The sequence below is a fragment of the Nonomuraea sp. K271 genome (assembly GCF_009908215.1).
Classification (GTDB): domain Bacteria; phylum Actinomycetota; class Actinomycetes; order Streptosporangiales; family Streptosporangiaceae; genus Nonomuraea; species Nonomuraea longispora.
This window is the reverse complement of sequence record NZ_JAAAHR010000018.1, coordinates 32,044-55,612: the sequence shown is the minus strand read 5'-3', so window position 1 is coordinate 55,612 and position 23,569 is coordinate 32,044. Positions and strand designations below refer to the sequence as shown.

At 71.4% G+C, this 23,569-nt stretch carries 23 protein-coding genes; 9 read left to right on the top strand and 14 right to left on the bottom strand.

Annotation, left to right across the window (positions count from 1 at the left end):
* The first annotated feature begins 2 nt into the window (after window positions 1–2).
* Both GUY59_RS50615 and GUY59_RS09060 read left to right on the top strand, forming a co-directional pair.
* On the top strand, window positions 3–1,694 hold the full coding sequence (locus tag GUY59_RS50615) for an ATP-binding cassette domain-containing protein (protein WP_161714464.1): 1,692 nt from the start codon (window positions 3–5) through the stop codon (window positions 1,692–1,694).
* Window positions 1,695–1,751: 57 nt separating this feature from the next.
* A complete protein-coding gene (locus tag GUY59_RS09060) occupies window positions 1,752–3,533 on the top strand; it encodes an ABC transporter ATP-binding protein (RefSeq protein WP_138201023.1) in 1,782 nt (593 codons plus the stop codon).
* Window positions 3,534–3,641: 108 nt separating this feature from the next.
* On the opposite strand, the gene GUY59_RS09055 is transcribed toward GUY59_RS09060, so the two are convergent.
* The gene (locus tag GUY59_RS09055; RefSeq protein ID WP_138201024.1) at window positions 3,642–4,325 is read right to left on the bottom strand and encodes a TetR family transcriptional regulator; all 684 of its coding nucleotides are present in this window, start codon (window positions 4,323–4,325) and stop codon (window positions 3,642–3,644) included.
* 110 nt (window positions 4,326–4,435) lie between these two features.
* Between GUY59_RS09055 and GUY59_RS09050 the strand changes: the two genes are divergently transcribed.
* From GUY59_RS09050 to GUY59_RS09030, 5 genes are read left to right on the top strand one after another with little or no spacing between them, the layout of a single operon-like run.
* Entirely contained in the window at window positions 4,436–6,052 is a 1,617-nt protein-coding gene (locus GUY59_RS09050; RefSeq protein ID WP_138201025.1) for an ABC transporter substrate-binding protein, read from the top strand.
* Window positions 6,049–6,987: an ABC transporter permease gene (locus GUY59_RS09045; protein ID WP_138201026.1), complete on the top strand. Its 939-nt coding sequence runs from the start codon at window positions 6,049–6,051 to the stop codon at window positions 6,985–6,987. The genes GUY59_RS09050 and GUY59_RS09045 overlap by 4 nt, the downstream gene beginning before the upstream one ends.
* The gene (locus tag GUY59_RS47365) at window positions 6,980–8,851 is read left to right on the top strand and encodes a dipeptide/oligopeptide/nickel ABC transporter permease/ATP-binding protein (RefSeq protein WP_138201027.1); all 1,872 of its coding nucleotides are present in this window, start codon (window positions 6,980–6,982) and stop codon (window positions 8,849–8,851) included. The genes GUY59_RS09045 and GUY59_RS47365 overlap by 8 nt, the downstream gene beginning before the upstream one ends.
* A complete protein-coding gene (locus tag GUY59_RS09035; RefSeq protein ID WP_138201028.1) occupies window positions 8,841–9,824 on the top strand; it encodes an ABC transporter ATP-binding protein in 984 nt (327 codons plus the stop codon). Before GUY59_RS47365 ends, GUY59_RS09035 begins: the two co-directional genes overlap by 11 nt.
* A 14-nt stretch (window positions 9,825–9,838) precedes the next feature.
* On the top strand, window positions 9,839–11,062 hold the full coding sequence (locus GUY59_RS09030) for an acyl-CoA dehydrogenase family protein (RefSeq protein ID WP_138201029.1): 1,224 nt from the start codon (window positions 9,839–9,841) through the stop codon (window positions 11,060–11,062).
* 229 nt (window positions 11,063–11,291) lie between these two features.
* Here the strand turns inward: GUY59_RS09030 and GUY59_RS09025 are convergent, their stop codons facing one another.
* Window positions 11,292–11,870: a DUF6879 family protein gene (locus tag GUY59_RS09025; protein ID WP_138201030.1), complete on the bottom strand. Its 579-nt coding sequence runs from the start codon at window positions 11,868–11,870 to the stop codon at window positions 11,292–11,294.
* A gap of 101 nt (window positions 11,871–11,971) precedes the next feature.
* Between GUY59_RS09025 and GUY59_RS09020 the strand changes: the two genes are divergently transcribed.
* Window positions 11,972–12,538 (top strand): kinase, encoded by a 567-nt coding sequence (locus GUY59_RS09020; RefSeq protein ID WP_138201031.1) that lies wholly within the window; start codon window positions 11,972–11,974, stop codon window positions 12,536–12,538.
* On the opposite strand, the gene GUY59_RS09015 is transcribed toward GUY59_RS09020, so the two are convergent.
* The 6 genes from GUY59_RS09015 to GUY59_RS08990 all read right to left on the bottom strand — a co-directional run bounded on the left by GUY59_RS09015 (window position 12,480) and on the right by GUY59_RS08990 (window position 17,308).
* The gene (locus GUY59_RS09015; protein WP_138201032.1) at window positions 12,480–13,412 is read right to left on the bottom strand and encodes a DUF6891 domain-containing protein; all 933 of its coding nucleotides are present in this window, start codon (window positions 13,410–13,412) and stop codon (window positions 12,480–12,482) included. The genes GUY59_RS09020 and GUY59_RS09015 overlap by 59 nt on opposite strands.
* 9 nt (window positions 13,413–13,421) lie before the next feature.
* Window positions 13,422–14,219 carry a polyphosphate polymerase domain-containing protein gene (locus GUY59_RS09010; protein ID WP_138201033.1) on the bottom strand — a complete coding sequence of 266 codons (798 nt, stop codon included), beginning with the start codon at window positions 14,217–14,219 and terminating at the stop codon, window positions 13,422–13,424.
* Complete coding sequence (locus tag GUY59_RS09005) at window positions 14,216–14,767, bottom strand: DUF4956 domain-containing protein (RefSeq protein ID WP_138201041.1); 552 nt, start codon at window positions 14,765–14,767, stop codon at window positions 14,216–14,218. The genes GUY59_RS09010 and GUY59_RS09005 overlap by 4 nt, the downstream gene beginning before the upstream one ends.
* 88 nt (window positions 14,768–14,855) lie before the next feature.
* On the bottom strand, window positions 14,856–15,518 hold the full coding sequence (locus GUY59_RS09000; RefSeq protein ID WP_132329886.1) for a response regulator transcription factor: 663 nt from the start codon (window positions 15,516–15,518) through the stop codon (window positions 14,856–14,858).
* Complete coding sequence (locus GUY59_RS50610) at window positions 15,515–16,924, bottom strand: sensor histidine kinase (protein ID WP_201760644.1); 1,410 nt, start codon at window positions 16,922–16,924, stop codon at window positions 15,515–15,517. The genes GUY59_RS09000 and GUY59_RS50610 overlap by 4 nt, the downstream gene beginning before the upstream one ends.
* A gap of 12 nt (window positions 16,925–16,936) precedes the next feature.
* The gene (locus GUY59_RS08990; protein WP_138201034.1) at window positions 16,937–17,308 is read right to left on the bottom strand and encodes a hypothetical protein; all 372 of its coding nucleotides are present in this window, start codon (window positions 17,306–17,308) and stop codon (window positions 16,937–16,939) included.
* Window positions 17,309–17,476: 168 nt separating this feature from the next.
* Between GUY59_RS08990 and GUY59_RS08985 the strand changes: the two genes are divergently transcribed.
* On the top strand, window positions 17,477–18,259 hold the full coding sequence (locus GUY59_RS08985) for an SDR family oxidoreductase (protein WP_138201035.1): 783 nt from the start codon (window positions 17,477–17,479) through the stop codon (window positions 18,257–18,259).
* On the opposite strand, the gene GUY59_RS08980 is transcribed toward GUY59_RS08985, so the two are convergent.
* From GUY59_RS08980 to GUY59_RS08955, 6 genes are read right to left on the bottom strand one after another with little or no spacing between them, the layout of a single operon-like run.
* The gene (locus GUY59_RS08980; protein WP_138201036.1) at window positions 18,249–19,745 is read right to left on the bottom strand and encodes a hypothetical protein; all 1,497 of its coding nucleotides are present in this window, start codon (window positions 19,743–19,745) and stop codon (window positions 18,249–18,251) included. The genes GUY59_RS08985 and GUY59_RS08980 overlap by 11 nt on opposite strands.
* Complete coding sequence (locus tag GUY59_RS08975; protein WP_138201037.1) at window positions 19,742–20,470, bottom strand: ABC transporter ATP-binding protein; 729 nt, start codon at window positions 20,468–20,470, stop codon at window positions 19,742–19,744. Before GUY59_RS08975 ends, GUY59_RS08980 begins: the two co-directional genes overlap by 4 nt.
* Complete coding sequence (locus tag GUY59_RS08970) at window positions 20,467–21,039, bottom strand: peroxiredoxin family protein (protein WP_138201038.1); 573 nt, start codon at window positions 21,037–21,039, stop codon at window positions 20,467–20,469. The genes GUY59_RS08975 and GUY59_RS08970 overlap by 4 nt, the downstream gene beginning before the upstream one ends.
* The gene (locus GUY59_RS08965; RefSeq protein WP_138201039.1) at window positions 21,036–21,605 is read right to left on the bottom strand and encodes a MauE/DoxX family redox-associated membrane protein; all 570 of its coding nucleotides are present in this window, start codon (window positions 21,603–21,605) and stop codon (window positions 21,036–21,038) included. The genes GUY59_RS08970 and GUY59_RS08965 overlap by 4 nt, the downstream gene beginning before the upstream one ends.
* Complete coding sequence (locus GUY59_RS08960) at window positions 21,599–22,498, bottom strand: SDH family Clp fold serine proteinase (RefSeq protein WP_161714463.1); 900 nt, start codon at window positions 22,496–22,498, stop codon at window positions 21,599–21,601. The genes GUY59_RS08965 and GUY59_RS08960 overlap by 7 nt, the downstream gene beginning before the upstream one ends.
* Window positions 22,495–23,514 carry an MvdC/MvdD family ATP grasp protein gene (locus GUY59_RS08955; RefSeq protein WP_330849149.1) on the bottom strand — a complete coding sequence of 340 codons (1,020 nt, stop codon included), beginning with the start codon at window positions 23,512–23,514 and terminating at the stop codon, window positions 22,495–22,497. Before GUY59_RS08955 ends, GUY59_RS08960 begins: the two co-directional genes overlap by 4 nt.
* Window positions 23,515–23,569: the final 55 nt, after the last annotated feature.

The window sequence follows — 23,569 nt, the reverse complement described above, 5'->3', positions numbered from 1 at the left end:
CGGTGACCGACACGCAGCCGGCCTATCCAAGATTCTCCTGGCGCGATCTGAGCCTGGCCCGGATACAGGACACCTTCGACGAACGAAGACGCCTGCTGGCGCTGTTACGTTTCAGCCGCCCACGTACGCTGGCCGCCCTGTGCGCGACGGTGGCCACCTCGATCGCCGCGGCCCCCTTGACCGCCATCTTCGCCAGTCACGCGGTGCATACGATGACGGCGGCGTCTCCCGAGGCCGACCTGCTAGCGCTGGTGTGGCCGGTGGCGGGGTTCGCGGCCGCGATGCTGGCCAGGCAGGCCGCCGAGGTCCTCGGGTGGGCGCTGAAGGCGTCGGCGAGCAGGCGCATCGACGGTGTGGTGCGCTCCCGGGTACGGCGAATCGCCCTGCGCCCGGATTGCATCGCCCACCTGGAGGACCCGGAGTTCCACGACGTGGCCGTGCGCGCCGGCGACCAGGGCTTCACCTGGCGGATACGCTCTCCCGGAGCCGCTGCCGTGGGCCAACTGGGAATTACCGCGCGAACGATGTCGGCGGTGGCGATGGCGGCGGTGCTGGCCGCGTACTTCCCCATGCTGGCGGTGGCACTGCTGGCGCTGTCGGTGCTGATCCGGTCGATCACCCGGCGGCAGTGGATGCATCTGGAGGCGGTCAAGGACGCGGCGACCCCCGAGCGGCGCAAGGTCGACTTCTGGGCGGACCTGGCGGCAGGGTCCGACGCGGCCAAGGAGGTCCGGCTGTTCGGCTTGGCGGGGTGGGTGAGCGAGCGGCGTCTGGCGGCGCACCACGCGTGGGAGGCCGGCCACTGGCGAACCCGCCGGCGCGTGCTGCGCAGCCAGAAGGCCACTTTCCTGCTCGCGGCGCTGTGCGCTGGACTGGGCCTGCTGGTCCCCGGGCTCGCCGCGTGGGCGGGGGAGCTGAGCATCGCCGAGCTGTCGCAGTGCCTGGTGGCGGTCTGGGGGATCCTCGCGATCTCGGCGATGGGCGGGGAGTCGTACGACATCGACTACGGCAGGACCGCGGTGACGGCACTGCGGAAGCTGGAGGACCTGACCGGCCCGGATCGGCACGCCCCTCGGGAAAGCGCTCCCCCTGGCGGCCCTGCACCCCTGGTGCGGTTCGAGGACGTGTCCTTCCGGTACCCGGGCGCCTCCGTGCCCGTGCTGCGAGGGCTGAGCCTGACCATCCGCCCCGGCGAGCGGCTGGCGATCGTCGGAGCCAGCGGAGAGGGCAAGACCACGCTGGTGAAGCTCCTGGCCGGCCTGTACGAGCCCACCGAGGGCCGCATCACCGCCGACGGCACAGACCTTCGCTCGCTGGACGCCACGGCGTGGCGCCGCGGGATGACGGCGCTGTTCCAGGACTTCGTCCACTACCCGCTCACCGCGCGCGACAACATCACGCTGGCCGCTCCTGAAGCCGCGCCGACCGACGACGAAAGACTCCTGGAACTGGTACGGGAGGGCGGCGCGCAGCCGGTGCTGGACCGGCTGGAATCGGGGCTCGACACCGAACTGTGGCGGACCGGCGCCGACGGCCGTGACCTATCAGGCGGGCAGTGGCAGAAGCTCGCCGCGATCCGGGCACTCTACGTACACCCGGCTCTTCCTGCTCCAGGCGTCAAGATTCCACAGGCCCACGGCCGGCGACGACAGGGCCGCCGTCAACGGAGCCGCCGACAGCCGGGCCGACGGTAGCGGGGCCGTCGATTCCGAGCAGGGACCCGACGCTCGCGGGGGCGGCGAGGAGGCGCGATGACACTGCGGGACAGCGCCCGGATGGCGCGGCACACCCTGGCGCTGGGCCTGCGCGCGGACCGCCGCGTGAGCATCACAGGGGGCGTGCTCGTGCTGCTGCAGGCCGGGATGGCCGCCGGCATCGCCTACGCTCAGCGGCATCTGGTCGACGCGGCCGGCGCCCACCTGCTCGGCGGGCTGCTGGCCGCGGTCGCGCTGGGGATGACCGCCCACGCGCTGCAGCTCATCGGCTGGCGCTTCACCCACAACCTGCGCAACGATCTGCGCGACCGGATCCAGCTGGCGCTTGAGCAGGAGATCACCGAGGCAGCGGCGAAGATCCCGACCATCACCCACCTGGAGCGGGCGGACTTCCTCGACCGGATCGCCATGTTGCGCCGCGGCACGCTGGCGTTGTCGAAGACCGGCTGGGCGGCGGCGCACACGGCCTCCACCCTCGCCGGGATCGGGCTGAGCCTGTGGTTGCTCATCCGGGTGCATCCCGCGCTCGCGCTCCTGGCGGTGGCGGCCGTGCCGATCCTGCCTCTGGCCAACCGGGCCATGCGGATGCAGCGGCAGGCGTTCGACGCCACGGCCGAGTCGCTGCGCCGCGAGAGCAGGCTGCACGACCTCTGCCTGAACCCTGACCCCGCCAAGGAGGTCTGGATCTCCGGCAACGGCGCGGAGCTGGACCGGCACGCGCGCGCGTTGTGGGAGGAGGCGACCGACCTGGAGGCCAGGGCCCGGCTGCGCGGGCTGGGTAGCGAGATCGGCGCCTGGGCGCTCTACTTCTCCATGCTGGCCGGCGCGCTGCTGATCGTGGGGCTGCTCCTGGCCCGCGGCCAGGCCACTCCCGGCGACGCGGTGCTGATCATCTCGCTGGCCGGTCAGCTACGGCAGCAGCAGAGCGCGGTCGATTCCATCGCCCTGGTCGCCGACGGCGGCCGGGTGGCCGAGCACCATCACTGGCTCCTCACCTACGCCGCCGAACACGGCGTACACCCTACGGGGACAGCCGTGCCGGCCCGGCTGACCGCCGGCATCGAGCTGCGCGACGTCTGCTTCACCTATCCGGGAACGGACACGATGGTGCTCGACCACGTGAACCTCACCATCCCCGCCGGCTGCACGCTGGGCCTGGTTGGCATCAACGGCGCGGGCAAGTCCACCTTGATCAAGCTGCTCATCGGGGTGTACCGGCCCACCTCGGGCACGATCCTGGTGGACGGCGTCGACCTGCGCGATTTCGATCCGTCCGTATGGGCGGCCGGGTGCACCGGCACGCTGCAGGACTTCCTCAAGCTGCAGACCCCAGTGGCCGAATCGGTCGGCGCCGGCGACCTGTCCAGGATCGACGACACTGCCCGGATCGGGCTGGCGCTGCGGCGAGCGGGCGCCGGGGGGATCGTGGAGAGCCTCCCCCACGGCCTGCGGACGCAGCTCGGACGGACCTTCGGCGGCGCCGAACTCTCCCACGGCCAGTGGCAGCGCGTCGCACTCGCCCGTGGACTCATGCGTGAGACTCCGCTGCTGCGCGTCCTCGACGAACCCACGGCGGCGCTCGACCCGCAGGCGGAGCACGACCTCTTCGAGCTGTACGCCGAGCAGACCCGCGACTTCATCGAGCGGGGCGCGGTGACCGTTCTGGTCTCGCACCGGTTCTCGACCGTGCACATGACCGACCACATCGCGGTGTTGTCCCATGGGCAGGTGGTGGAGCAGGGCAGCCACGCCGAGTTGCTCAGGGCGGGTGGCGACTACGCCGACCTCTATCTCACTCAGGCACTCGCCTACCGATGACCGCCATGAGACCTCTTATGCGAATAAGTCAATTCAGCATGAGATCGTCTACGGCGATGACCTGCTGGCTCGGCGGCGGGCAACGTACCGCCCGCCGGGCGCTGCGCTTCAGTCGCGTGGCGGCGGGTGGCCGGCCTCGGGAGGACGCGGGCCTTCGTCGCGGCCTGAGCTGGATCTGAGCAGCCTCAGCGCGCCCCTCGACAGGGCCACCAGGATGTCGGCAGCCTCGTCGAGGTCGGGGTAGCGGCCCTCCAGGTGGCCGATGGCCAGGGCGTTGGTGGCGGCGTTGATGCCGTCGGCGATCATCTCCAGCCGCCGCCTGTCGTGCTCGTCGTCGGCGGTGTAGCCGAGGGCGGCCAGGTCGGCGGCGTGGTGCTCGCGGTAGGCGGCGGCGCTCTCCGTGGCGAAGTCGCGTAGCGAGGACGACGGGTCGTGCCGGGCCCGCAGCTGGATGCGCAGCAGCTCGGGGTGGCGGCAGCTGGCCTCCAGCGGGATGCGGAAGGTGTCGCGGTGGCGTTCGAGGTCGCCGGGGGCCTCGCGGGCGGCGCGGCGGGCCTCGCGCATGGAGTCGCGCAGCCGCCGGCCGCCCTCCTCGGCGAGCGCCCGCAGCAGGTCCTGCATGTCCTTGAAGTGCACGTAGAAGCTCGACTGCGCGATGCCGGCGGCCTTGGCGACCTTGACGGTGGTCAGCCCGGCCTCGCCCTCCTCGTCGAGGATCGCCAGCGCGGCCTTGATCAGCCTGCGCCGAGTCAGGTCTTTCGCCTCGCTCCTGCTGAGCGGTGTGCTCGTCATCGGTGCTCCCTCCCCTCCCGTAACGATTCTCCCGCGGCTCTTGTGCGCAATTTCACCGATAGTACTATCGGTGAAATTGCTCTCGGGGGGCTTACCGGGAGGAGGCGTGGATGAAACGCTGGAGGACGCCGACCACGTTGATTCTGGCAGCGGCGGTGATGCTGGCGTGCAGCGGGCAACGCCCCGTCGCCACCCCGCAGGCGGGCACGTCCGGCCCCGTCCAGGGCGGGCGCCTGGTGTACGGGCTGAGCGCGGACGCCAACGGGTTCAACCCCGTCACCGACCAGTTCGCGGGGCAGAGCTACAGCATGGCGGGCACGGTCATCGAGACCCTGACGGCCGTGGACGCCAACGGCGACTGGAAACCGAACCTGGCGGAATCGCTCACCCCCAACGAGGCACACGACGAGTGGACGATCACCATCAGGGAGGGCATCACGTTCTCCGACGGCCTCGCCCTGACCGGTGACGTCGTCAGGGCCAACCTGGAGGCGCAGAAGGCCTCCCCGCTCAACGCCGCCGTGCTGGCGCCGGTGAAGGCGATCGAACTGGCCGGTCCGATGACCGTCAAGGTCGTGCTCAAGCAGCCGTGGGTGGCCTTCCCGTACTACCTGGACGCCCAGGTCGGCATGATCGTGCCGCCCGCCTCGCTCAAGGACCCCAAGGCGGCCAGCCTGAAACCGGTGGGCACCGGCCCGTTCCTGTTCAAGGAGTACGTGCCGGACAACCGCATGGTCGTCACGCGCAACCCGCGCTACTGGCGTCAGGGCCTGCCCTACCTCGACGAGATCGAGTTCCGCATCCTGCCCGACAGCCAGACCCGCGCCCAGACGCTCGACGCCGGCGGCATCGACGCCATGGGCACCTCACGCGACGAGGACCTCACCAAGTACGCCGCCCAGAAGGACGCCTACACCGTCCGGCGCTCGGAGGGCATGGCCGTGGCCGAGTACATGTTCATGCTCAACACCACCGTGCCCCCGCTCGACGACCTGCGCGTCCGCAAGGCGCTCGCCCACGCCACCGACCGCGAGACCGTCATCTCGACCCTGCGCGGCGGAATGACCGAGCCGGCCGACGGCCCGTGGACGAAGGACTCCAAGTGGTACGCCGAGGGCGGCGGCTACCCCGCCTACGACCCGGCCAGGGCCGCGGCGCTGGTCAAGGAGGTGGAGGCCGAGAAGGGCCCCGTCCGCTTCGAGATGATCTCCACGCCCGACCCGAACACCATGCAGGGCATCGAGCTGGCCCAGGACATGTGGCGCAAGGCCGGCATCGACGTCACCATCAAGCAGGCGGACCAGGCCGACCTGATCAACCGGGCCGTCACCGGCAACTTCGTGGCCACCGTGTGGACCCAGTTCTCCTCCCCCGACCCCGACGGCGAGTACATCTGGATGCACCAGGCCTACTCCCAGCCCGTCGGCAAGGTGTCGCTCAACTTCTCCCGCTTCAAGGACAAGCAGCTCAGCGACGCCTTCGACGTCGGGCGCACCAACCCGGACGAGGCCGCGCGCAAGAAGGCGTACGCGACCGTGCAGCAGCGGCTGCGCGAGCTGGTGCCGTACGTGTTCGTCGACCACCTGAACACCGGGGCCATCGTGGCGCGCACGAAGGTGCACGGCATCGGCGAGCACCGGCTGCCCGACGGCGAGCCGGGCCTGCCGCTGACCGGGTCGCCCATCCCCTACCATCCGTTCGCGCAGCTCTGGGTCGACGCGCAGTGATCGTCGTCCACCGGCTGGTCCGGCTCGTCGTCGTCCTGCTCGTCGTGACCTTCCTGTCGTACGCGCTGCTCGACCTGCTGCCCGGCGACCCGGTCACGCAGATCCTCGGCCTGTCGGCGACCGAAGAGGCCCGCGCGCAGGTCCGGCAGGACCTCGGGCTGGACCAGCCGCTCCTGGTGCGCTATCTGGGGTGGCTCGGCGGGCTCGTCACCGGCGACTTCGGCGAGTCGTACATCACCCGGATGCCCGTCGCGAGCGAGCTGGCCGAGCGGCTGCCCGTCACCCTGGAGCTGCTGGTCGCGGCGCAGATCATTGCGCTGGGCCTGGCCATTCCCGTGGGCGTGGCCGCCGCCCGCCGCGCCGGCCGGGCCCTGGACCAGGTGCTCACCGCGCTCAGCTTCGCGCTGCTGTCGACCCCGGTCTTCGTGCTGGGCGTGCTGCTCATCCTGGTCTTCGCCGTCACCTGGCAGGTGGTGCCGGCCACCGGCTGGACCCCGATCTCGCTCGACCTGGGCTGGAACCTCACCTCGGTGATCCTGCCGGCGATCACGCTCGGCTGCGGGCAGCTCGCCGTCTACGCGCGGCTGCTGCGTACGGACCTGATCGCCACCCTCCAGGAGGACTACATCACGCTGGCCCGCGCCCGCGGCCTGTCGCCGCGCCGCATCCTGTGGCGGCACGCGCTGCGCCCGTCGGCCATCTCCCTGATCACCGCGGTCGGGCTCAACCTGGGCGCGCTCATCGGCGGCACGGTGATCATCGAGACCCTCTTCGGCCTGCCCGGCGTCGGGCGGCTCATCGTCGACTCCATCTTTTCCCGCGACTACCTGACGGTTCAGGGAGGCGTCGTGCTGATCTCGGTCGGCTACGTGGCGGTCAACTTCGCGGTGGACCTGGTGTACGCCGCCGTCGATCCCAGGATCCGGCGTGCGTAGCCGGTGGAGGGGCCGGCTGGGGTGGGGGTTCTGGGCCGCCGCCGGCTGGATCGGGCTGGTGCTGCTGGCCGCCGTCCTGGCCGACGTGCTGCCGCTGGCCCGCTACGACGAGACGCTGGCCGGGCCGCCGCGCTCGGGGCCCGGCGCCGCGCACCCGTTCGGCACCGACGGTCTCGGCCGTGACGTGCTCAGCAGGGTCGTGCACGGCGCCCGCGTCTCGCTCGGGGTGGGCGTCGGGGCGGTGCTGCTCGGCCTCGGCATCGGCGCGCCGCTCGGCATCCTCGCCGGCTACCGCCGCCGCGCCACCGACGCGGTCATCATGGCGGTCAACGACGTGGCGCAGGCCTTCCCCGCGCTGGTGTTCGCGCTGGCCGTGGTGGCCTTCGCCGGGGCCAGCCTGCGCAACGTGCTCATCGTCCTCGGCGTGCTCGGCGTGCCGTCCTGGGTCAGGCTCATCAGGGGCGCCACGCTGACCTACGCCGAGCGCGAGTTCGTGCTGGCCGCCCGCGTGCTCGGCACCCGCGACCGGCGCATCCTGTGGCGGGAGATCGTGCCGAACGTGGCCGTGCCCGCGGCGTCGTACGCGTTCATCGGGATGGCCGTGGTCGTGGTCGCCGAGGGCAGCCTCGCCTTCCTCGGCCTGTCCGTCCAGGCGCCCACCCCCACCTGGGGCGGGCTGATCAACGAGGGCCGCACGCTGCTGGACAGCGCGCCGCACGTGGTGCTGGCGCCCTCGCTCGTGATGTTCCTGACCGTGCTCTCGTTCAACCTGGTGGGCGACCGGCTCAGGTCGCTGACGGACGTGCGGGAGAGCGGCCTGGAGCCGGTGCGCCAGGCCGCCGCCGCCCCTTCCGCCGAGCACGAGGTGCGCGCCGACTGCCTGCTTCAGGCCGAGGACCTGCGTACGCACTTCGTCACCCCGCGCGGCGTGGTCAAGGCCGTGGACGGCGTCTCCTTCACCCTGCGCCGCGGCCGGACGCTGGCCATCGTCGGCGAGTCGGGCTCCGGCAAGTCGATGCTGATCCGCTCGATCCTCGGCCTGCTGCCCGGCTCGTCCGTCAGGAGCGGGCACGTCTACCTGTTGGGCGACGACCTGACCGGCTACAGCCCCGCCCGGATGCGCTCGGTGCTCGGGCGGCGGCTCGGGACCGTGTTCCAGGACCCGATGACGGCGCTGAACCCCGTACGCACGATCGGCACCCAGGTGACCGAGCCGCTGCGGGTGCATCTCGGCATGAACCGCCGGCAGGCCCGCGCCGAGGCCGCGCGGCTGCTGGCCTCCGTCGGCATCCCCGACCCCGAGCGCACCCTGCGCCGCTACCCGCACCAGTTGTCCGGCGGCATGCGGCAGCGGGTGACGATCGCGATGGCGCTGTCATGCGGGCCGGACGTGCTGTTCGCCGACGAGCCGACGACCGCGCTCGACGTCACCATCCAGGATCAGGTGCTGCGGCTGCTGCACCGGCTGCGCGAGGAGCGGGACATGGCGGTGGTGCTGGTCAGCCACGACCTGTCGGTGGTGGCCCGGTGGGCGGACGAGGTGATCGTGATGTACGCGGGCAAGGTCGTGGAGCGGGGCCCGGCGGCGGAGGTGTTCGCCCGGCCCCGGATGCCGTACACGGAGGCGCTGCTGCAGGCCGCGCCCAAGCTGACGGATCCGGTGCACCACCGGCTGCGCGTCATCCCCGGCCGGCCGCCCGACCTGGTGGACCTGCCACGCGGGTGCGCCTTCCAGCCGCGCTGCCCGTACGCGCGGGAGCGCTGCGCGAAGGAGGCGCCGCCGCTGACCGGCTCCTACGCCTGCTGGTACCCGCGCGAGCACGCGCAGGCCGTCAAGGAAGGGGCGGACAGCGGTGGCCGGTAGCGGAAACGCGCACCTGCGTCCCCGTGACGAGGTGCTGCTGCGGGTGGAGGATCTGGTCGTGGAGTTCCCCGCCGGGCGCGGCCGTACCGTGCGGGCGGTTTCCGGCGTGAGCTTCGACCTGGCGCGGGGCGAGACGCTCGGGATCGTCGGCGAGTCCGGCTGCGGCAAGTCCAGCGCCGCCAGGGCGCTGGTCCAGCTCCCGCCGCCGCGGTCCGGCTCCGTGCGGCTCGACGGGCAGGAGCTGACCGCGCTGCGCGGCGAGGCGCTGCGCAGGACCCGCCGCCGCCTCCAGATGATCTTCCAGGATCCCATCTCGTCCCTGAACCCGCGCCGCCGCGTCCGCGAGATCGTCGGGGAGGGCCCCCGTGTGTGGGGCCTGCCCGGCGACCGGGTGGACGAGGTCCTGGAGGCCGTGGGCCTGGATCCGGAGGCGGCGGCGGTACGCAGGCCGCACGAGTTCTCCGGCGGCCAGTGCCAGCGCATCTCGATCGCCAGGGCGCTCATCCTCGACCCCGAGGTGGTGATCTGCGACGAACCCGTGTCGGCGCTGGACGTCTCGGTGCAGGCGCAGATCCTCGGCCTGCTGGAGGACCTCAAGGACCGCTACCGGCTCACGCTCGTGTTCATCGCCCATGACCTGGCCGTGGTGAAGAACGTCAGCGACCGCATCATGGTGATGTACCTGGGCAAGGTGTGCGAACTGGCGCCGAGCGCCGAGCTGATCTCCCGGCCCGCCCATCCGTACACGAGGGCGCTCATCGCCTCCATCCCCGGCGGCGGCCTGGACCTTCCGCCGGCCGACACCCTGATCAGCGGCGAACCGCCCTCGCCGGTCGACCCGCCGAGCGGGTGCCGGTTCCGTACGCGATGCCCGCGCGCGTCCGCCAGATGCGTCGAGCAGGAGCCCCGGATCCGGCAGGTCGGCGACGACCACTGGCTCGCCTGCCACCACCCCACCGACTCACCTGACTGACCATAAGGAGCAGCATGGCCATCGACTTCACCCTCGCCCCCGAGCACGAGGAGATCCGCAAGCGGGTCCGCGCCTTCATCCAGGGCACCGTCGCGCCCGCCATGGAGGAACTGGAGGAGGGAGACCGCGACGCCTACCTCCGCACGATCTTCCACCTGCGCTCCCTGGCCAAGGCCGAAGGGCTGTGGCTGCCACACATGCCGAAGGAATGGGGCGGCATGGGCCTCGGCCACGTCGAACTGGCCATGGTGCAGTCGGAGGCGGCCAAGATCCGCATCGGCCCGTGGGTGCTCAACTGCCAGGCCCCCGACGAGGGCAACATGCACACGCTGCTGCACTGGGCGAGCGACGAACAGAAGGAGAAGTACCTCCGGCCCCTCCTGGAGGGCACCAAGATGTCGTGCTTCGCCATGACCGAGCCGGAGGTCGCGGGCTCCGATCCCACCCTGATCCGGACGACCGCCGTACGCGACGGCGACGAGTGGGTCATCAACGGCCACAAATGGTTCATCTCCAACGCCCGCCGGGCCAACTTCGCCATCCTCATCGCGAGGACCGAGCAGGACGTGCCCGAGGGCTCGCGCGGCGCGAACACCGCCTTCCTCGTCGACCTGCCCGACCCCGGCTGGAACGACGTGCGCGAGGTCGAGACGATGCACGGCTCGACCGGCCACAGCGAGATCGTCATCGAGGACCTGCGGCTGCCCGACAGCCAGATCCTCGGCGGCCGGGGCAACGGCCACCGCCTCGGCCAGTACCGCCTCGGCCCGGCCAGGCTCGCCCACTGCATGCGCTGGATCTCACAGGCGGAGACGGCTCTCGACATGATGGTCGGCCGCGCGCTCACCCGCTACAGCCACGGCTCCCTGCTGGCCGAGAAGCAGGGCATCCAGTGGCTCATCGCCGACTCGGCCATGGAGCTCTACCAGTGCAAACTCATGGTGCTGCACGCCGCCTCGAAGATCGACAAGGGCGAGGACTTCCGCACGGAGGTCTCGATGGCCAAACACTTCGTCGCGAACAGCCTCAACCGCATCATCGACCGGGCCATCCAGGTGCACGGGGCGCTCGGCTACTCGACGGACACGCCGCTGGCGCACATGTTCCAGCACGCCCGCTGGGCCCGCTTCGCCGACGGCGCCGACGAGATCCACCAGATGCGCATCGCCGAACGCACCATCGCCGCTTACCAGGCCACCGGCTCCACCGCCTCCGCCACCGGCGACCTGCCCCTTTAGTGTCGGCCGGACTTTTTTCCAGCTTTTCAACGAAGTATTCGACGATGCGGCGCAGCGGCCCCCCGCAAGCTGAGCCACGAGGGGACCCTCGTCCTGGATTGCGAGGGTCTCTCCAGGCTGCTTGACGATCATGAGCCCACGGTCGCCCATGTGGCCGAGGCTCGCCACCGGGGCATGGAAGCTCTGCGGAGATCGGGTACACCTCGTCGGAATATGAGCGCCGCGCTGGTCAGGTCGGCACCCGTGGTGCGGTGAGCGGGACGATTTCGCGCTCGTAATACCCTTCGAGCGTCTCCCCCGCGGCGAACAGCTTGTCCAGCTCACCCCGGCAGGCGGCGATCACCCCCTGGTCGTCGATCCGCCGGGCGCCGCTGTGGGCGCCCAGGGCGTCGTACGTCACCTCGTACATCACCGAGGTCCCCAGCACCACCAGCTCGGGCAGTCGCCGGTCGATCTCCAGGTCGGCCACCTGCTGGGCGGCGAGCACCCGCACCTCCTCGCGCACCTGGCCGCGGGAGGCCAGCACGTGCATCTCCCAGCGCAGGTAGGAGGTGATGCACGGCTCGACGATCCGCAGCCGCCTGCGCGCGAACCCCGCCGCCGCGGCCCGCCCGTCGCCGGCCAGCTTGAGCGAGCGCTCCCAGTCGCCCTGCACCAGCGCGCCCGGCCCCGCTGCCGCGTCGAAGCCCTGCACCCGCTGGAGTTTCCACACCACGTCGTCGGTCCGGCGGTAGCTCGGCCAGAAGTCGTCGAGATAGTCGTCGGCGCCCAGCAGGACGGCCGGTATCTGGTGGATGCGGTCAAGCATGAAGACTTCCCCCGGGGCGGCCATCGCTGCAGGTCGTTACGGTGCCTATCACCGGCCAGGTCCCGGATAAACGGATGCGGCGGGACGGCTAGCCTGGTGCGGTGCGTGGACGCTCGGACCAGACCCAGCTGATCGTCCTGCGCGGCAACTCCGGCTCGGGCAAGACCACGGTCGCGCGAGCCATCCGCGACGCCTACGACCGGCGCGGACTGGCCATCGTCAGCCAGGACGTGGTGCGCCGCGAGATCCTGCGCGAGCTCGACCAGCCCGGCGGCGTGAACATCGGCCTCATCGACACCATCACCCGCTACGCCCTCGACCACGGCCACCACGTCATCCTGGAGGGCATCCTCACCACCGGCAGATACGGCGACATGCTGACCGCTCTGCGCCGCGACCACCCGGACCGCAGCCACTTCTTCTACCTCGACGTCTCCTTCGACGAGACCCTGCGACGCCACGCCACCCGCCCCCAGAGCAGGGAGTTCGGGGCGGACATGATGCGCGACTGGTACGTCGAACGCGACCTGCTCCCCGGCGCCGGCGAGATCGTCATCGACCAGACCAGCTCCCTGGAGGAGACGGTCAGGCGGATCATGTCGCGCACGCTCACCACGGCACCGTCCGCGCCTCCCCGAGATCCTCCGGCGCGATCCCGCCGTCCCTGACGTGGAGTGTGATCAGCTCCAGCGCCTCGTCCACGGTAACGTGCCGCCCGCGCGAGCACCGCGCCGCGAGATCGGGCGTCTCCGCCCACAGCCGCATCCCCGTCTCCCACATGAACTGCAGGGTGGGCCCCGACCGCCCTCGGTAGCAGGCGAAGTTGCCGTCGTGCGGGGTCAGCCAGAGCAGCAGGTCGCGGCACTCCTGCACGGACATGTCCACAGGGTCGTCGCCCGAGATCGAGGTGTAGTCGCAGAAGGTGACCGGCACGGCGGGTCCGCCGGGCGGCGTCGGCGCGCCCGGGTGGCCGGCCAGCGGCCCGAAGCGCCGCCGCCGCCAGTCGACCGGCACGTGGACGCGCTGCCGGGCGTCGCCGTCCCATTCGGCCTCCAGGCCGCGGCGCCGGCAGGCCGCCACGATCTCCGCTCCGATCGTGGTGGCGTCGCCGTCGCCGGTGGCCCCGTAGGCGAGCATGACCCCGCCGCCCCCGGCCGCCGCCTGGGCGTCCTGCTGGTGGTAGAAGGTGTAGCCGCGCATGCCGGGGAGCTTGGCGAGCTCGCCCCCGATCTCCGTGGTCCCGCAGTTGAGGCAGTCGGTGTAGCTCTCGCGCGACAGGATGCCGGCCATCGCGAGGTCGATCATGGCCATGCTCAGCCGGTCGCTTTCGGTGACCTCCGGCCAGGCCGCCTGTGCCGCGAGGTGATCGGCGAACGCGCGCCCGGCGATCTCCCCGGCCGTGCGCACGAAGAGATCGTGATCGTCGACCTCCCGCCCCCAGACGTCCACGGCGCCACGGACCACCTGCTCGAACGTGCGGCGCCCGATCGCCACCTCCACGTGGATGTGCGTGGCGAGCGCCTGTCGCATCGACTCGTCCATGGGCGATCACTATGCCACCTGGCTGAGACAGGAAATCTCCCCCTGGGGCTCGAGATAGCGCCGCACCACCGGACGCCAGCGGTTGCTGCCGGGCAGTTCCCGCATCGCCGCCATCCCGATGCAGTACTTGCTCACGCTGACCGGCCGCACCCCCATCCCGCGCAGCACCCTGTCCACCAGGGCCCTGCCGTCGGCCGACTTCGACTCCAGCAGCACCAGGTCGCGCCGGGCGGGCACGCGCCGGTGCCCGTCGTGGCAGAGCAGCCCCGTGTCGCAGGTGAGCCGGGCCGCGCCCGCCCGGTCGATGAGCGTCACGCGCCGGTAGTCGGTGGACAGCACCGGCCCGAGCGCGGCGGGCGGGGTGAGACGCAACTCGCCGACCAGGGTGTTGTGCACGAAGTCGCGCGCCTCCTGGGTGAGGACGTGCGCGGGCACGCCGTCGTACGGGATGCGGTGTTTGTCGGTGCTGCCGCGCGCGCCGCTGAGCTTGAGCTCCAGCCACCGCCCTCCGCCGTCCAGATAGGTGCGGGTACGGAGCTTGAACCTGCGCCGCCGCCCCTGCCGGTGCTGGCGGAAGGTGAGCAGGTCGGGGGTGTCGAAGTAGGTCGAGGTGTAGCGGAACTGCCGTCTGCCGCCGATGCGGAGCACGGAGAACCGGTCCCCCAGTTCCCCCGCCAGCCGGGCCATGGTCGTGCCCGTCACGAGATATTTGCGGTCGACCCGGCTCATCAGCTCGGGCACGTCCGCCAGCCCGACCGGCCTGGCGGCCGCGGCCACCCCGGCGAGCAGCACGTCCGCGTCCGTCATCGCCGCACCCCCATCATGCTCGGCGCCGCCTTCGGCACCGCGTAGCGCACGTCGACCACGGTCACGTCACGCACGTAGTCGACCTGGGTGACCACGCAGTGCAGCACCCGCGCGCGCAGCCGGCTCTCCAGGTCGGCGCGGAGCAGATCGGGGTCTGCGTGCACGACGTCCAGCGTCACGACCTGCTGCCGGGTGCGGCCGAGCAGCCGGGGGTGGTCGGCGACGTACATGATCGCCAGCAGCACGCCGTTCAGCAGCAGCGCGGTCATCGGCCACGCCCCGGCCAGGCCGTTGACCAGCCCCAGCACGATCGCGATGAAGTAGTAGGCGATCTCCTGCTGGGTGATCTCGCTGGACCGCAGCCGGATGATCGACAACACCCCGAACAACCCGAACCCGACCGCGATGTCGACGCGCTGGACGAGCAGCAGGGACACCACGGCGAAGATGCCCACGTTGAGCGCCACGTAGGCGAACAGCAGGTCGCGCCGGTGGTGCCGCCGATAGTAGAGCCCGTAGGCCAGCGCGACGATCGCCGCGAGGTCCATCACCAACCCGGTTGCCACGTTTTCTCCCTCTGTAGTGCCGTCGATGAACAGCCTCTACGTAGGGGGTGAAGCAACCGTGAGGTGATGATTAGGCGGCTCTCATCCGGTATCCGGTGCCACGCACGGTCTCGATGCGCTCGGCGCCGATCTTGCGCCGCAGATAGCGTACGTACACGTCCACGACGTTGGAGCCCGGGTCGAAGTCGAAGCCCCACACGTGGCTGAGCAGCTGCTCGCGGGTCAGCACCTGGTCGGGGTGACGGCAGAAGATCTCCGCCAGCGCGAACTCCCTGGCCGACAGGTCGACCGCGCGGTCCCCGACGTACGCCCGCCGCGTGCGCAGGTCGAGTGACAGGTCCGACACCCGCAGCACGGTCACCTCGGGTGTGCGCTCCGCGCGCAGCCGCAGCCGCACCCTGGCCAGGAGCTCCTCGAAGGCGAAGGGTTTGGCGATGTAGTCGTCGGCGCCGCCCTCCAGCCCCGCCACGGTGTCGCTCACGCTGTCACGCGCGGTCAGGATGATCACGGGCATGGTGACCCGCGACTCGCGCAGCCGCCGCAGCACCGTGAACCCGTCGCTCAGGGGCAGCCCGATGTCGAGGATGAGCAGGTCGAACCCGCCCCCGCAGGCCAGGTCGTACGCGACGACCCCGTCGCCGACCACGGCGGTCACGAAGCCGTTGGCCCGCAGCCCCTTCTCCACGAAGGAAGCGATCCTGGACTCGTCCTCGGCGATGAGAATACGGTTCACCACTGCCTCCACAGCTGCCGCAGCGGCAGCGTCATGACAAATTTGGCTCCTCCGCCCGGAGCCTCCGTCACTTTCACGTCGCCTCCATGGGCCTCGGCGATGGACTTGACGATGGCCAGCCCGAGGCCGGCCCCGTCGTGGGCGCCGTCGTGGGCGCCGGTGCGGCCACTGCCGCGTACGAACCGCCCGAAGATGCGTTCGCGCTCGGCGGGCGGCACTCCCGGGCCGCTGTCGCGCACCCAGAGCTCCACGTACTGGTCGCGAACGGCGGACCCGACGGCGATCAGGTCGCCGTCGGCGGTGTGGCGCACGGCGTTGGCCGCCAGCTGCATGAGCGCCTGCGTGAGCCGCTGCCGGTCGGCGGGCATCCCCGCCTCGGCCACCTCGTCGACCCGCCACCGGCGCTCGCCCAGCGCACGGGCCTTGGCGACCACGCTGACCGTCAGGTCGGCCAGCTCCACGTCGTCGACCGTGAGGAAGCCCGGCTGCTCGGCCTTGGCGAGGGTGAGCAGGTCGTCGACGATGCGGTTCATGCGGTCGAGCTCGTCGGTGACCAGGGCGATGGTCTCCGCGCGGTCGGCGGGGTCGTCGCCCATGAGCTCCAGGTGACCGCGGATGACCGTGATCGGGGTGCGCAGCTCGTGGCCGGCGTCGTCGAGGAACCGCCGCTGACCGACGAACGCGCGCTCCAGCCGGTCGAGCATGTGGTTGAACGTTCCTGCCAGCGCCGCCACGTCGTCGTTGCCGGGCACGTCGAGCCGGCGCGTGAGGTCGGTGGAGTCGCTGATCTGCTCCGCGGTCTGCCTGACCAGCCGTACCGGGGCGAGCACCCGCCCGGCCACCAGCCAGCCGGCGCCGCCCGACAACGCCATCGCGGCCAGCGCGGACAACCCGAGCGTGCTCACCGCCTCCACGATCTCGTCGCGGTGCCGCTCGTAGAAGATCGCCACGACCAGGTGGCCCTGGCGGGGATCGCCCTGCACGCGTACGGGGATCACGGCGTACTTCACCGGGCCCTGCGCGCTGTCCACCGTGCCGCGCTCGGCCTCGGTGGCCTCGGCCAGGTCGGCGACCAGCTCGGCGTCGGCGTCGAGGCGCACGGGTGGCGGGATGGCGGTGACCTTGTGGGCCTCGCCGTCGACGATGCTGAAGAAGGTCTCCCACCGGTCGGGCGTGTTGACCGACAGGTAGCCGTCGAGCAGGTCGTCGAGTCTGGTGAAGGAGTGACCGCTTTCCGGGTGGACGTAGGCGCGCAGTTTGTCCACCTCGTTGCTGATCTCGAGGTTGATCCGGCTGTCGAGCCGGGCCAGCAGGACGGACCAGGTCGCGAAGATCGACACTGAGAGCGCGAGTCCGACGACGGCGAGCATCCAGCCCACGATCCGGGCACGGGCGCTCACCCTCATGCGCCCTCCCCGTCAGTCGTCATCATCGTCGTCGTCGTCACCATCATCGTCGTCATCGCCCCCGCCCGGTCTCGGCGAAGGCGGTCTGACCGGCTGCGCCTTCGTCGTGCGCGGGGTGGGGCCCATGCTGTGGCGGGGTTCCGGGCTCTTGGACGGCGAGCCGGAGACTGCGGGCTCGGAGGTCTTCTGACCGCTCGGGGCGGTTTCGGACGTGCGAGGTTCTGAGGTTCGGGGGTCGTACGCGCTGCGCCCGTCGGATGAGGGCGTCACCACGACCGGCCCACCCAGGTCGGGCTCCTCGGACGCCTGCACCAGCCCCACCGACATGAATCCCGCCGCTGCCGCCGCCAGGACGAGCAGGATCACCGTTCCCCGCTGCTTCATGGGGTCGAGCATGACGGCCTTTGAGGAGACCACGCTGAGGTCCAGATGAGAAAACTCTCATCTGCGGCCGGTTCCGCCGCATTAGAATCATGTTCTGGTGCCGGTCGGCCGGCTCAGGCACAGGCTCGGGTTCCGGCTGGACCGGGCTCGGGCTCGGGAGGAGCACGAATGCGCGTACAGGACAAGGTCGTCGTCGTCACGGGCGCGGCCGGCGGGATCGGCAGGGCGATGGCCCGCAGGTTCGCCGCGGAGGGAGCGGCGGGCGTGGTGGTCGCCGACCTCGACGCCGCCGGGGCGAGCGCGGTGGCCGCGGAGATCGGACACCGGGCGGCCGCCGTACGCGTGGACGTGTCGTCCGAGGAGGAGGTCGCCGCGCTCGTCGAGACCCCGTTCGGCCCTGTCGACCTGTTCTGCTCCAACGCCGGCGTCATCGACGGCCACGGCCTGGACGCCTCCGTCCAGGACTGGAACCGCCTCTACGCGGTCAACGTGCTGGCCCACGTCCACGCCGCCCGCGCCGCCGTACCGTCCATGATCGCTCGCGGCGGGGGCTACCTGCTCAACACCTGCTCGGCGGCGGGGCTGATCAGCTGCCCCGGCGACGCACCGTACGCGGTGACGAAGGCGGCGGCGATCGCGTTCGCCGAATGGCTGGCCATCCACTACGCCCCCAAAGGCATCAAGGTCAGCGTGCTGTGCCCGCAGGGAGTGCGTACGGCGATGCTGGAGCAGGGCCTGGAGGACGACCACCTGACCGCGAGGGCCGTCAGCGCGTCCGGGCCCGTCCTGGACCCGGCGGACGTGGCGGGCACGGTGATCGACGGCCTGGCGGCGGAACGGTTCCACATATTTCCGCATCCGGAGGTGGCGGAGTACGTACGCCGCAAAGCCGAGGACCCCGACCGGTGGCTCGCCGGCATGTCCCGCTTCGTCACCTCACTCACGACCTGAGCTCGCCGGGGCGGCGGAGCGGCCACGGTGTGCGCGGAGCTGCGGCAAGGGCCGCACCGGCCCAGACCGCCACCGCCGCCGCCGCCAGGCTCGCCACCACCATGGGCAGTGGCGTGTCCGCGGCCAGCAGGACCGCGCACGGCGTCCAGCCGAGCCCGCACACTGCCAGCGCGACCGTGAACCTCGCGGCGATCGGGTCGATGAGCGAGCCGGCCAGCTCGCCCGCGCCGCCGACGAGCACGGCGGTGATCGGAGCCAGCAGCACCCCGGCCCACCACAGGGGCGCCTCGACCACGGGCGAGAAGATCTGGGGCAACCACAGCACCTCCAGCGCCACGGCCGTGCGCGCCACTGGGAGGATGTTGGCCCAGATCAGGACCCGCTCCGTCCGCATGCCCGTCACCTGCGCGAAGTGGTGGTCGCGCTCGACTGCCACGCCTCCGACGAGATGCTCGCCCAGCAGATGCGGCACCGCGGGCAGCAGCGGCACCCAGCCGTACGCGGGAGCCACCACCATGAGTCCCGCCACCGCCGCCAGGAGCAGGACGGGCATGACCAGGCGGTCGGCCAGCACCCGCCGCTCCTGCGCCAGCGCCCGGTAGAACACCGCCCGCTCACCGGTGAGTGCCGAACGTGGCCTCAGCGAGGCGACCCCGGTCCTGAACCGCTCGGCTCCCAGCTCCTGGCCCGAGTGGGAGTCGCGCAGCACCTCCTGCGCGCCGGCCCTCTCCCGCGCAGCCGCGTCGGCGGGCTCCTGGTAGCCGTCGGCCACGGCGATCAGGAGGGCCACTGCGCACATCAGAGACGCCAGACCGGCCAGCAGCAGCGGCGCGGAACCTGGCGCCGGTTCGAACAGCAGTCCGGCCAGTCCCCGCACGAGCGGCGCGAGCCGTACCCAGGCCGCGGCGGGCAGGTCGGAGGCGTACGAGATCAGCATCGCCACGGCCCACGCCGCTCCGGCGACACGCAGGGACACTCGCACCGGGGCGGGCCCCAGCGCCAGCAGGTGGCGTACACAGGCGACCAGCCCGAACAGCAGGAGCAGCACGGCGCAGGCAGCGGCCGGTTGCCACGCCCACATCGGGTCGAACCCCGCCCACCAGCGGGTCAGCGCTCCGGCGGCCAGGACCATCAGCGCGAAACGTGCCGGCCCGGCCAGCAGATGCCTGGCCAGCAGGGCGCGGCCGCCTCCAGGAGCGGTCAGCGACCACGAGGCGTCGGCGGTCGACAGCCGCAGCGGTGAGCGGCGCGTCGCGGTCAGCAACAGCAGGGGCAGGATCAGCGGCGCGACGGTGACGACCCGGTCGGCCACGCCGTCCTGGCCTGGAGGTGCGAGCGCGGTGATCCGCAACTGGAGCAGGGCCACCAGTGCCGCCCCTGCGGCCAGCAACAGCATCCGCCACGGGCGAAGTTGCCGCACCCGCCGGGACCAGGCGGCGAAGGAGAGCTGGGCGAGGGCGCGGCTCGCGGCCGCGAACTCGTTCATCGGCTCTCCGCCGTCAGAGCGAGATAGACGTCCTCGAGCCCGGTCTGCCCGGCCAGCCCCGCCTGACGCACGAGGCTGGACAGGTCGCCGCCGGCGATGACCCGCCCGCGCTCCAGCACGATCACGTGATCGGCGATGCGCTGTGCGTCATGCAGGATATGGGTGGCCACCACGACGGCCGCACCACCCGCCGCCAGGTCGGTGAGGGTGGCGCGCAACCGCATGGCGCTGTGGGGGTCCAGGCCGTTGAACGGCTCGTCGAGCAGCAACACCTCGGCTCCGTGCAACAGCGCCATGACCAGGGCGAGCCGGCGCCTCAACCCCTGCGAGAGCTCGTGGGGCAGCGCGTCACGCCGGTCGGTGAGCTCGAACCGCTCCAGCAGCTCGCGGGCGCGGGGCTCCCATGCGCGCAACCGGTAGGCCAGGGCGACGAAGGTGATGTGTTCCCAGACCGACACTCCCGGGTACAGGTCGGGCTGCTCCGGCATGTAGGACACCGTCTGCTGGGCCTGGGTGCTGCCGGGCGCGTGGCCGCCGACCAGCGTGGCGCCCGCGTCGAGCCGTACGAGCCCGGCCGCCGCCTTGAACAGCGTGGATTTGCCGGCCCCGTTGTGCCCCAGCAGCGCGGTGATCTGCCCGTACGCGCAGCGGAATGTCGCGCCGTCGACGGCCGTCCGCTCCGCGAACCGTTTGACGGCCGCCTCGCACTCCCACGCCGCTGTCATCGTGCACCTACGACGTCCGCCTGCCAGCCGCGTACGAGGTTCTGCCAGCCCTGCGAACCGAGCGGGCCGCTGCCGCGCACCACGCCCGACTCCACGTGGCAGTACAGCGGCGTGGCCTGCCGCGGGTTGTAGAGCTCGCGCAAGGGGTGGCCCGGCGCGGCCAGCACGGTCCGGGCCGGGACGGCGTGTTCGGCGACCATGCGCTCGGCCTCGGCACGGCTTCCCGACTCTTCGTCGAAGACCACCATCACCAGTTCGCTCCCCGCCGACGCGGCCAGCGACCACAGCGCTTTCATGTGGGGGAGGTGCTCGTGGCAGCTCGGACAGTGGTGGGAGACGAAGACGAGGGTGAAGGCGCGCTCGGCGTAGTCCTCGGTGTCCAGCACCTCCCCGTCGAGCGTGGACGCGGAGAAGGCCGGCGCGGACGCGCCCTCAGGAAGTGTCAGGTCGGCCGGCTGATGGCGGAAGGGGTCGAGCACGAACCTGAGCTTGGCCGCCATGAAGAGGGTCAGCGCCACCGAGCCGAGCAGGACGGCCCAGGTGAGGGCGAACATCGTGGTCGTGGTCATGAGAGGCTCTCTTTCGCGGCCGCCGCCTGCCGCGCCGGGCGCAGGATCAGGCTCACATCGGGCAGGCGCAGCCAGACAGTGACGAACAGCAGGGCCATCACCGCGACAAGCGCGAGCGCGTCGGTACGCACGACGCTCTGGTGCGGCGTCAGCAGCTGCAGAACGAGCGCGGCGCAGGCGCAGGCGATCAGCCCGGCGTTACGGAGCAGGTCGAGCGCCGAGATGGGTTGCGTGCTGCGGCCGAAGCAGTTGCAGGAAACGCTGCGCCCTCTCAGCAGGGCCAGCGTGAGCTGGGCGGAGAACAGCAGCAGGAGACCCGCGGCGAGCAGGAGCCCCCACGTCAGCGCGTCGCCGCCGGCCGCGATCGACACGGCGGCGGTGGCCTCGGCCAGCACCACCGCGGTCGCGGCGGGCCGGGCCGCGCGGGCGGGCAGGCCCGACAGGTCGGCGGTCGCCTTCGTGAAGGCCGGCAGGTCGCGCAGCTTGGCCACGACCGCCAGGACGAAGACCAGGGTCAGGCTCAGGCGGAAGAACAGCAGCGCGTATTCGGGCAAGGGGCTCAGCATGTGCGTTCACCTCCGGGGTGGTCGAACTCCCAGTAGGGGCGGGGCGGCTGGTCGGGTGTGGGGGCGGTGAAGAATCTGCGGGCGCGGAAGCCCTCGGCGTCGGCGACCATGCCGAGCAGGCCGCCGTTCTCGTCGCTGCGCGTGTGCCACTCGCGCAGCGGCTCGGCGCAGCGCCACATCAGCTCCTCCTCACGCGGGCTCGGCATCGTCACCCCGAGCCCCAGCCGCGCGATCTCGGCACGTGTGATGGCGTGGCCGTGGCTGTCGTAGCCGGAGACCAGTTCGTCGACGACGCGGGTACGTCCTTCCTCGGCCAGGCCGGGCCGCTGGAGGGCGATGAGCTCGCGTGCCGCCCTGCGGATGTTGCGGTCGGCCCGGTAGAAGGTGGACAGGGTCGTGGGGAACAGCCGCTGGCTGACGGCCGAGAAGATGTGCACCTGGTCGGCCTTCTGGTCCAGGCCGAACCACTCACCGGCCATCCGGGGCAGGAGCCGGATGTCCTCGGCGGAGATCCGGCCGGGACCCGCGGCCTGCTCCCCCGCGGCGGAGACGTGCGGGTCGATCGGCCCAAGTTGCGCCATCGGACCCAGCACCAGCTCGTCAGCGGCCAGGCACAGCAGGGTGCCCGCGGACTCGGCGTGGTCGGGAACGAGCACGGTCAGCCGATCGGCGTGCTCGCGCAGCAGCAGGGCGATACGCCGCGTGGCGTCAACGTCGCCTCCGCTGGTGAAGAGCACGAGGTCGATGCGCTCGGTACGCTCGCGGCCGCGCAGGCACTCGTACAGGGCGTAGGCGTGCGTGGCGTCGAGGCGGTCGGCCAGCAGGGCGATCGCCCGGCCACCGCGTACGCTCTCCAGCTCGGCCAGCACGTCGGCTACCACGTGCCCGCTCACGACGGCCGCCCCGCGTTGACCAGGCAGCCGGCCAGCGCATCTGTCATGCGCAGCTCCGGCACCCGCTCCTCGATGTAGAGGAACTGGCCGATGGGATTGTTCTCCAGGAAGACGTGGCGGCCGTCCGGAGTCAGGATGAGGTCGAGCCCGCCGAAGGTCAGGCCGTAGCTGTGCACGAACTCCAGGCATCGTCCCGCCACCTCGTCCGGCAGGCGGACCGCCCGGTAGGGGACGTCCACCTCGAAGTGCCGCAGGTCCACCGCGGTCTCCGGCCGTGCCTGCGAGTGAATCTCGGCGGCGAAGACCTCGTCGCCGATGACGGTCACCCGCAGCTCCCTGTCCTTGTCGACGTACTCCTGGAACAGGCAGGGGGTCAGGCGAACGGCCTCCAGCGCCGCCAGCTCAGCCTCCCCGAGCATGGTCGTCGGCATCTCCAAGGCCGTCGGCGGTGCGGGCACCGCCTCCGGGGCGGGCTCGACGGAGGCGAGCGCGGCGGGTCCCGTCATGCTCTTGAAGATCGTCCTTTCACCGCACTCGGCGTGGAAGGCGCGTACCGCTTCCGGGTCGCTCGTGATGAGCGTGCGCGGCACCTCGAAACCCATGCGTGCGGCCCGCCGTAGTTGCTCGGGTTTCCAGCTCGCCGCCCTGACGTCGCCCGGGCGGCTCATCCAGTAGCAGTCCAGCGAGGCGAGCAGCCCGCCCATGGTCTGCTCCAGCTCCGCGACGGCGAAGGCGCGTTCCAGCGGCCCGAGCGCGGCCGACGGCCCGTACGGGTGGGGGCGGCGCAGCCACACCGACCGCACGCGCTCCAGGTCGGCGACCCGGTCGCCGGCAATTATGTGAAATCCGCCCGTCCAGCGCCGGCCGCGCAGCGCCGTACGGATCACCGCCGCGTCGGGCAGGTCGTCGGAATTCAGCCGCACAGGTTCATGACCCCAGCTGTTCAGTTTCTTGATGACGACGTCGGCGTGCGGATCCATGGTGTTCGTGAATATCAATATCTGCGATTCCTGCATTTCTGCGGCCCGCCGGTTCGTAATAGGGATGGAACGGGGTGGGGAGCTCGGGGCG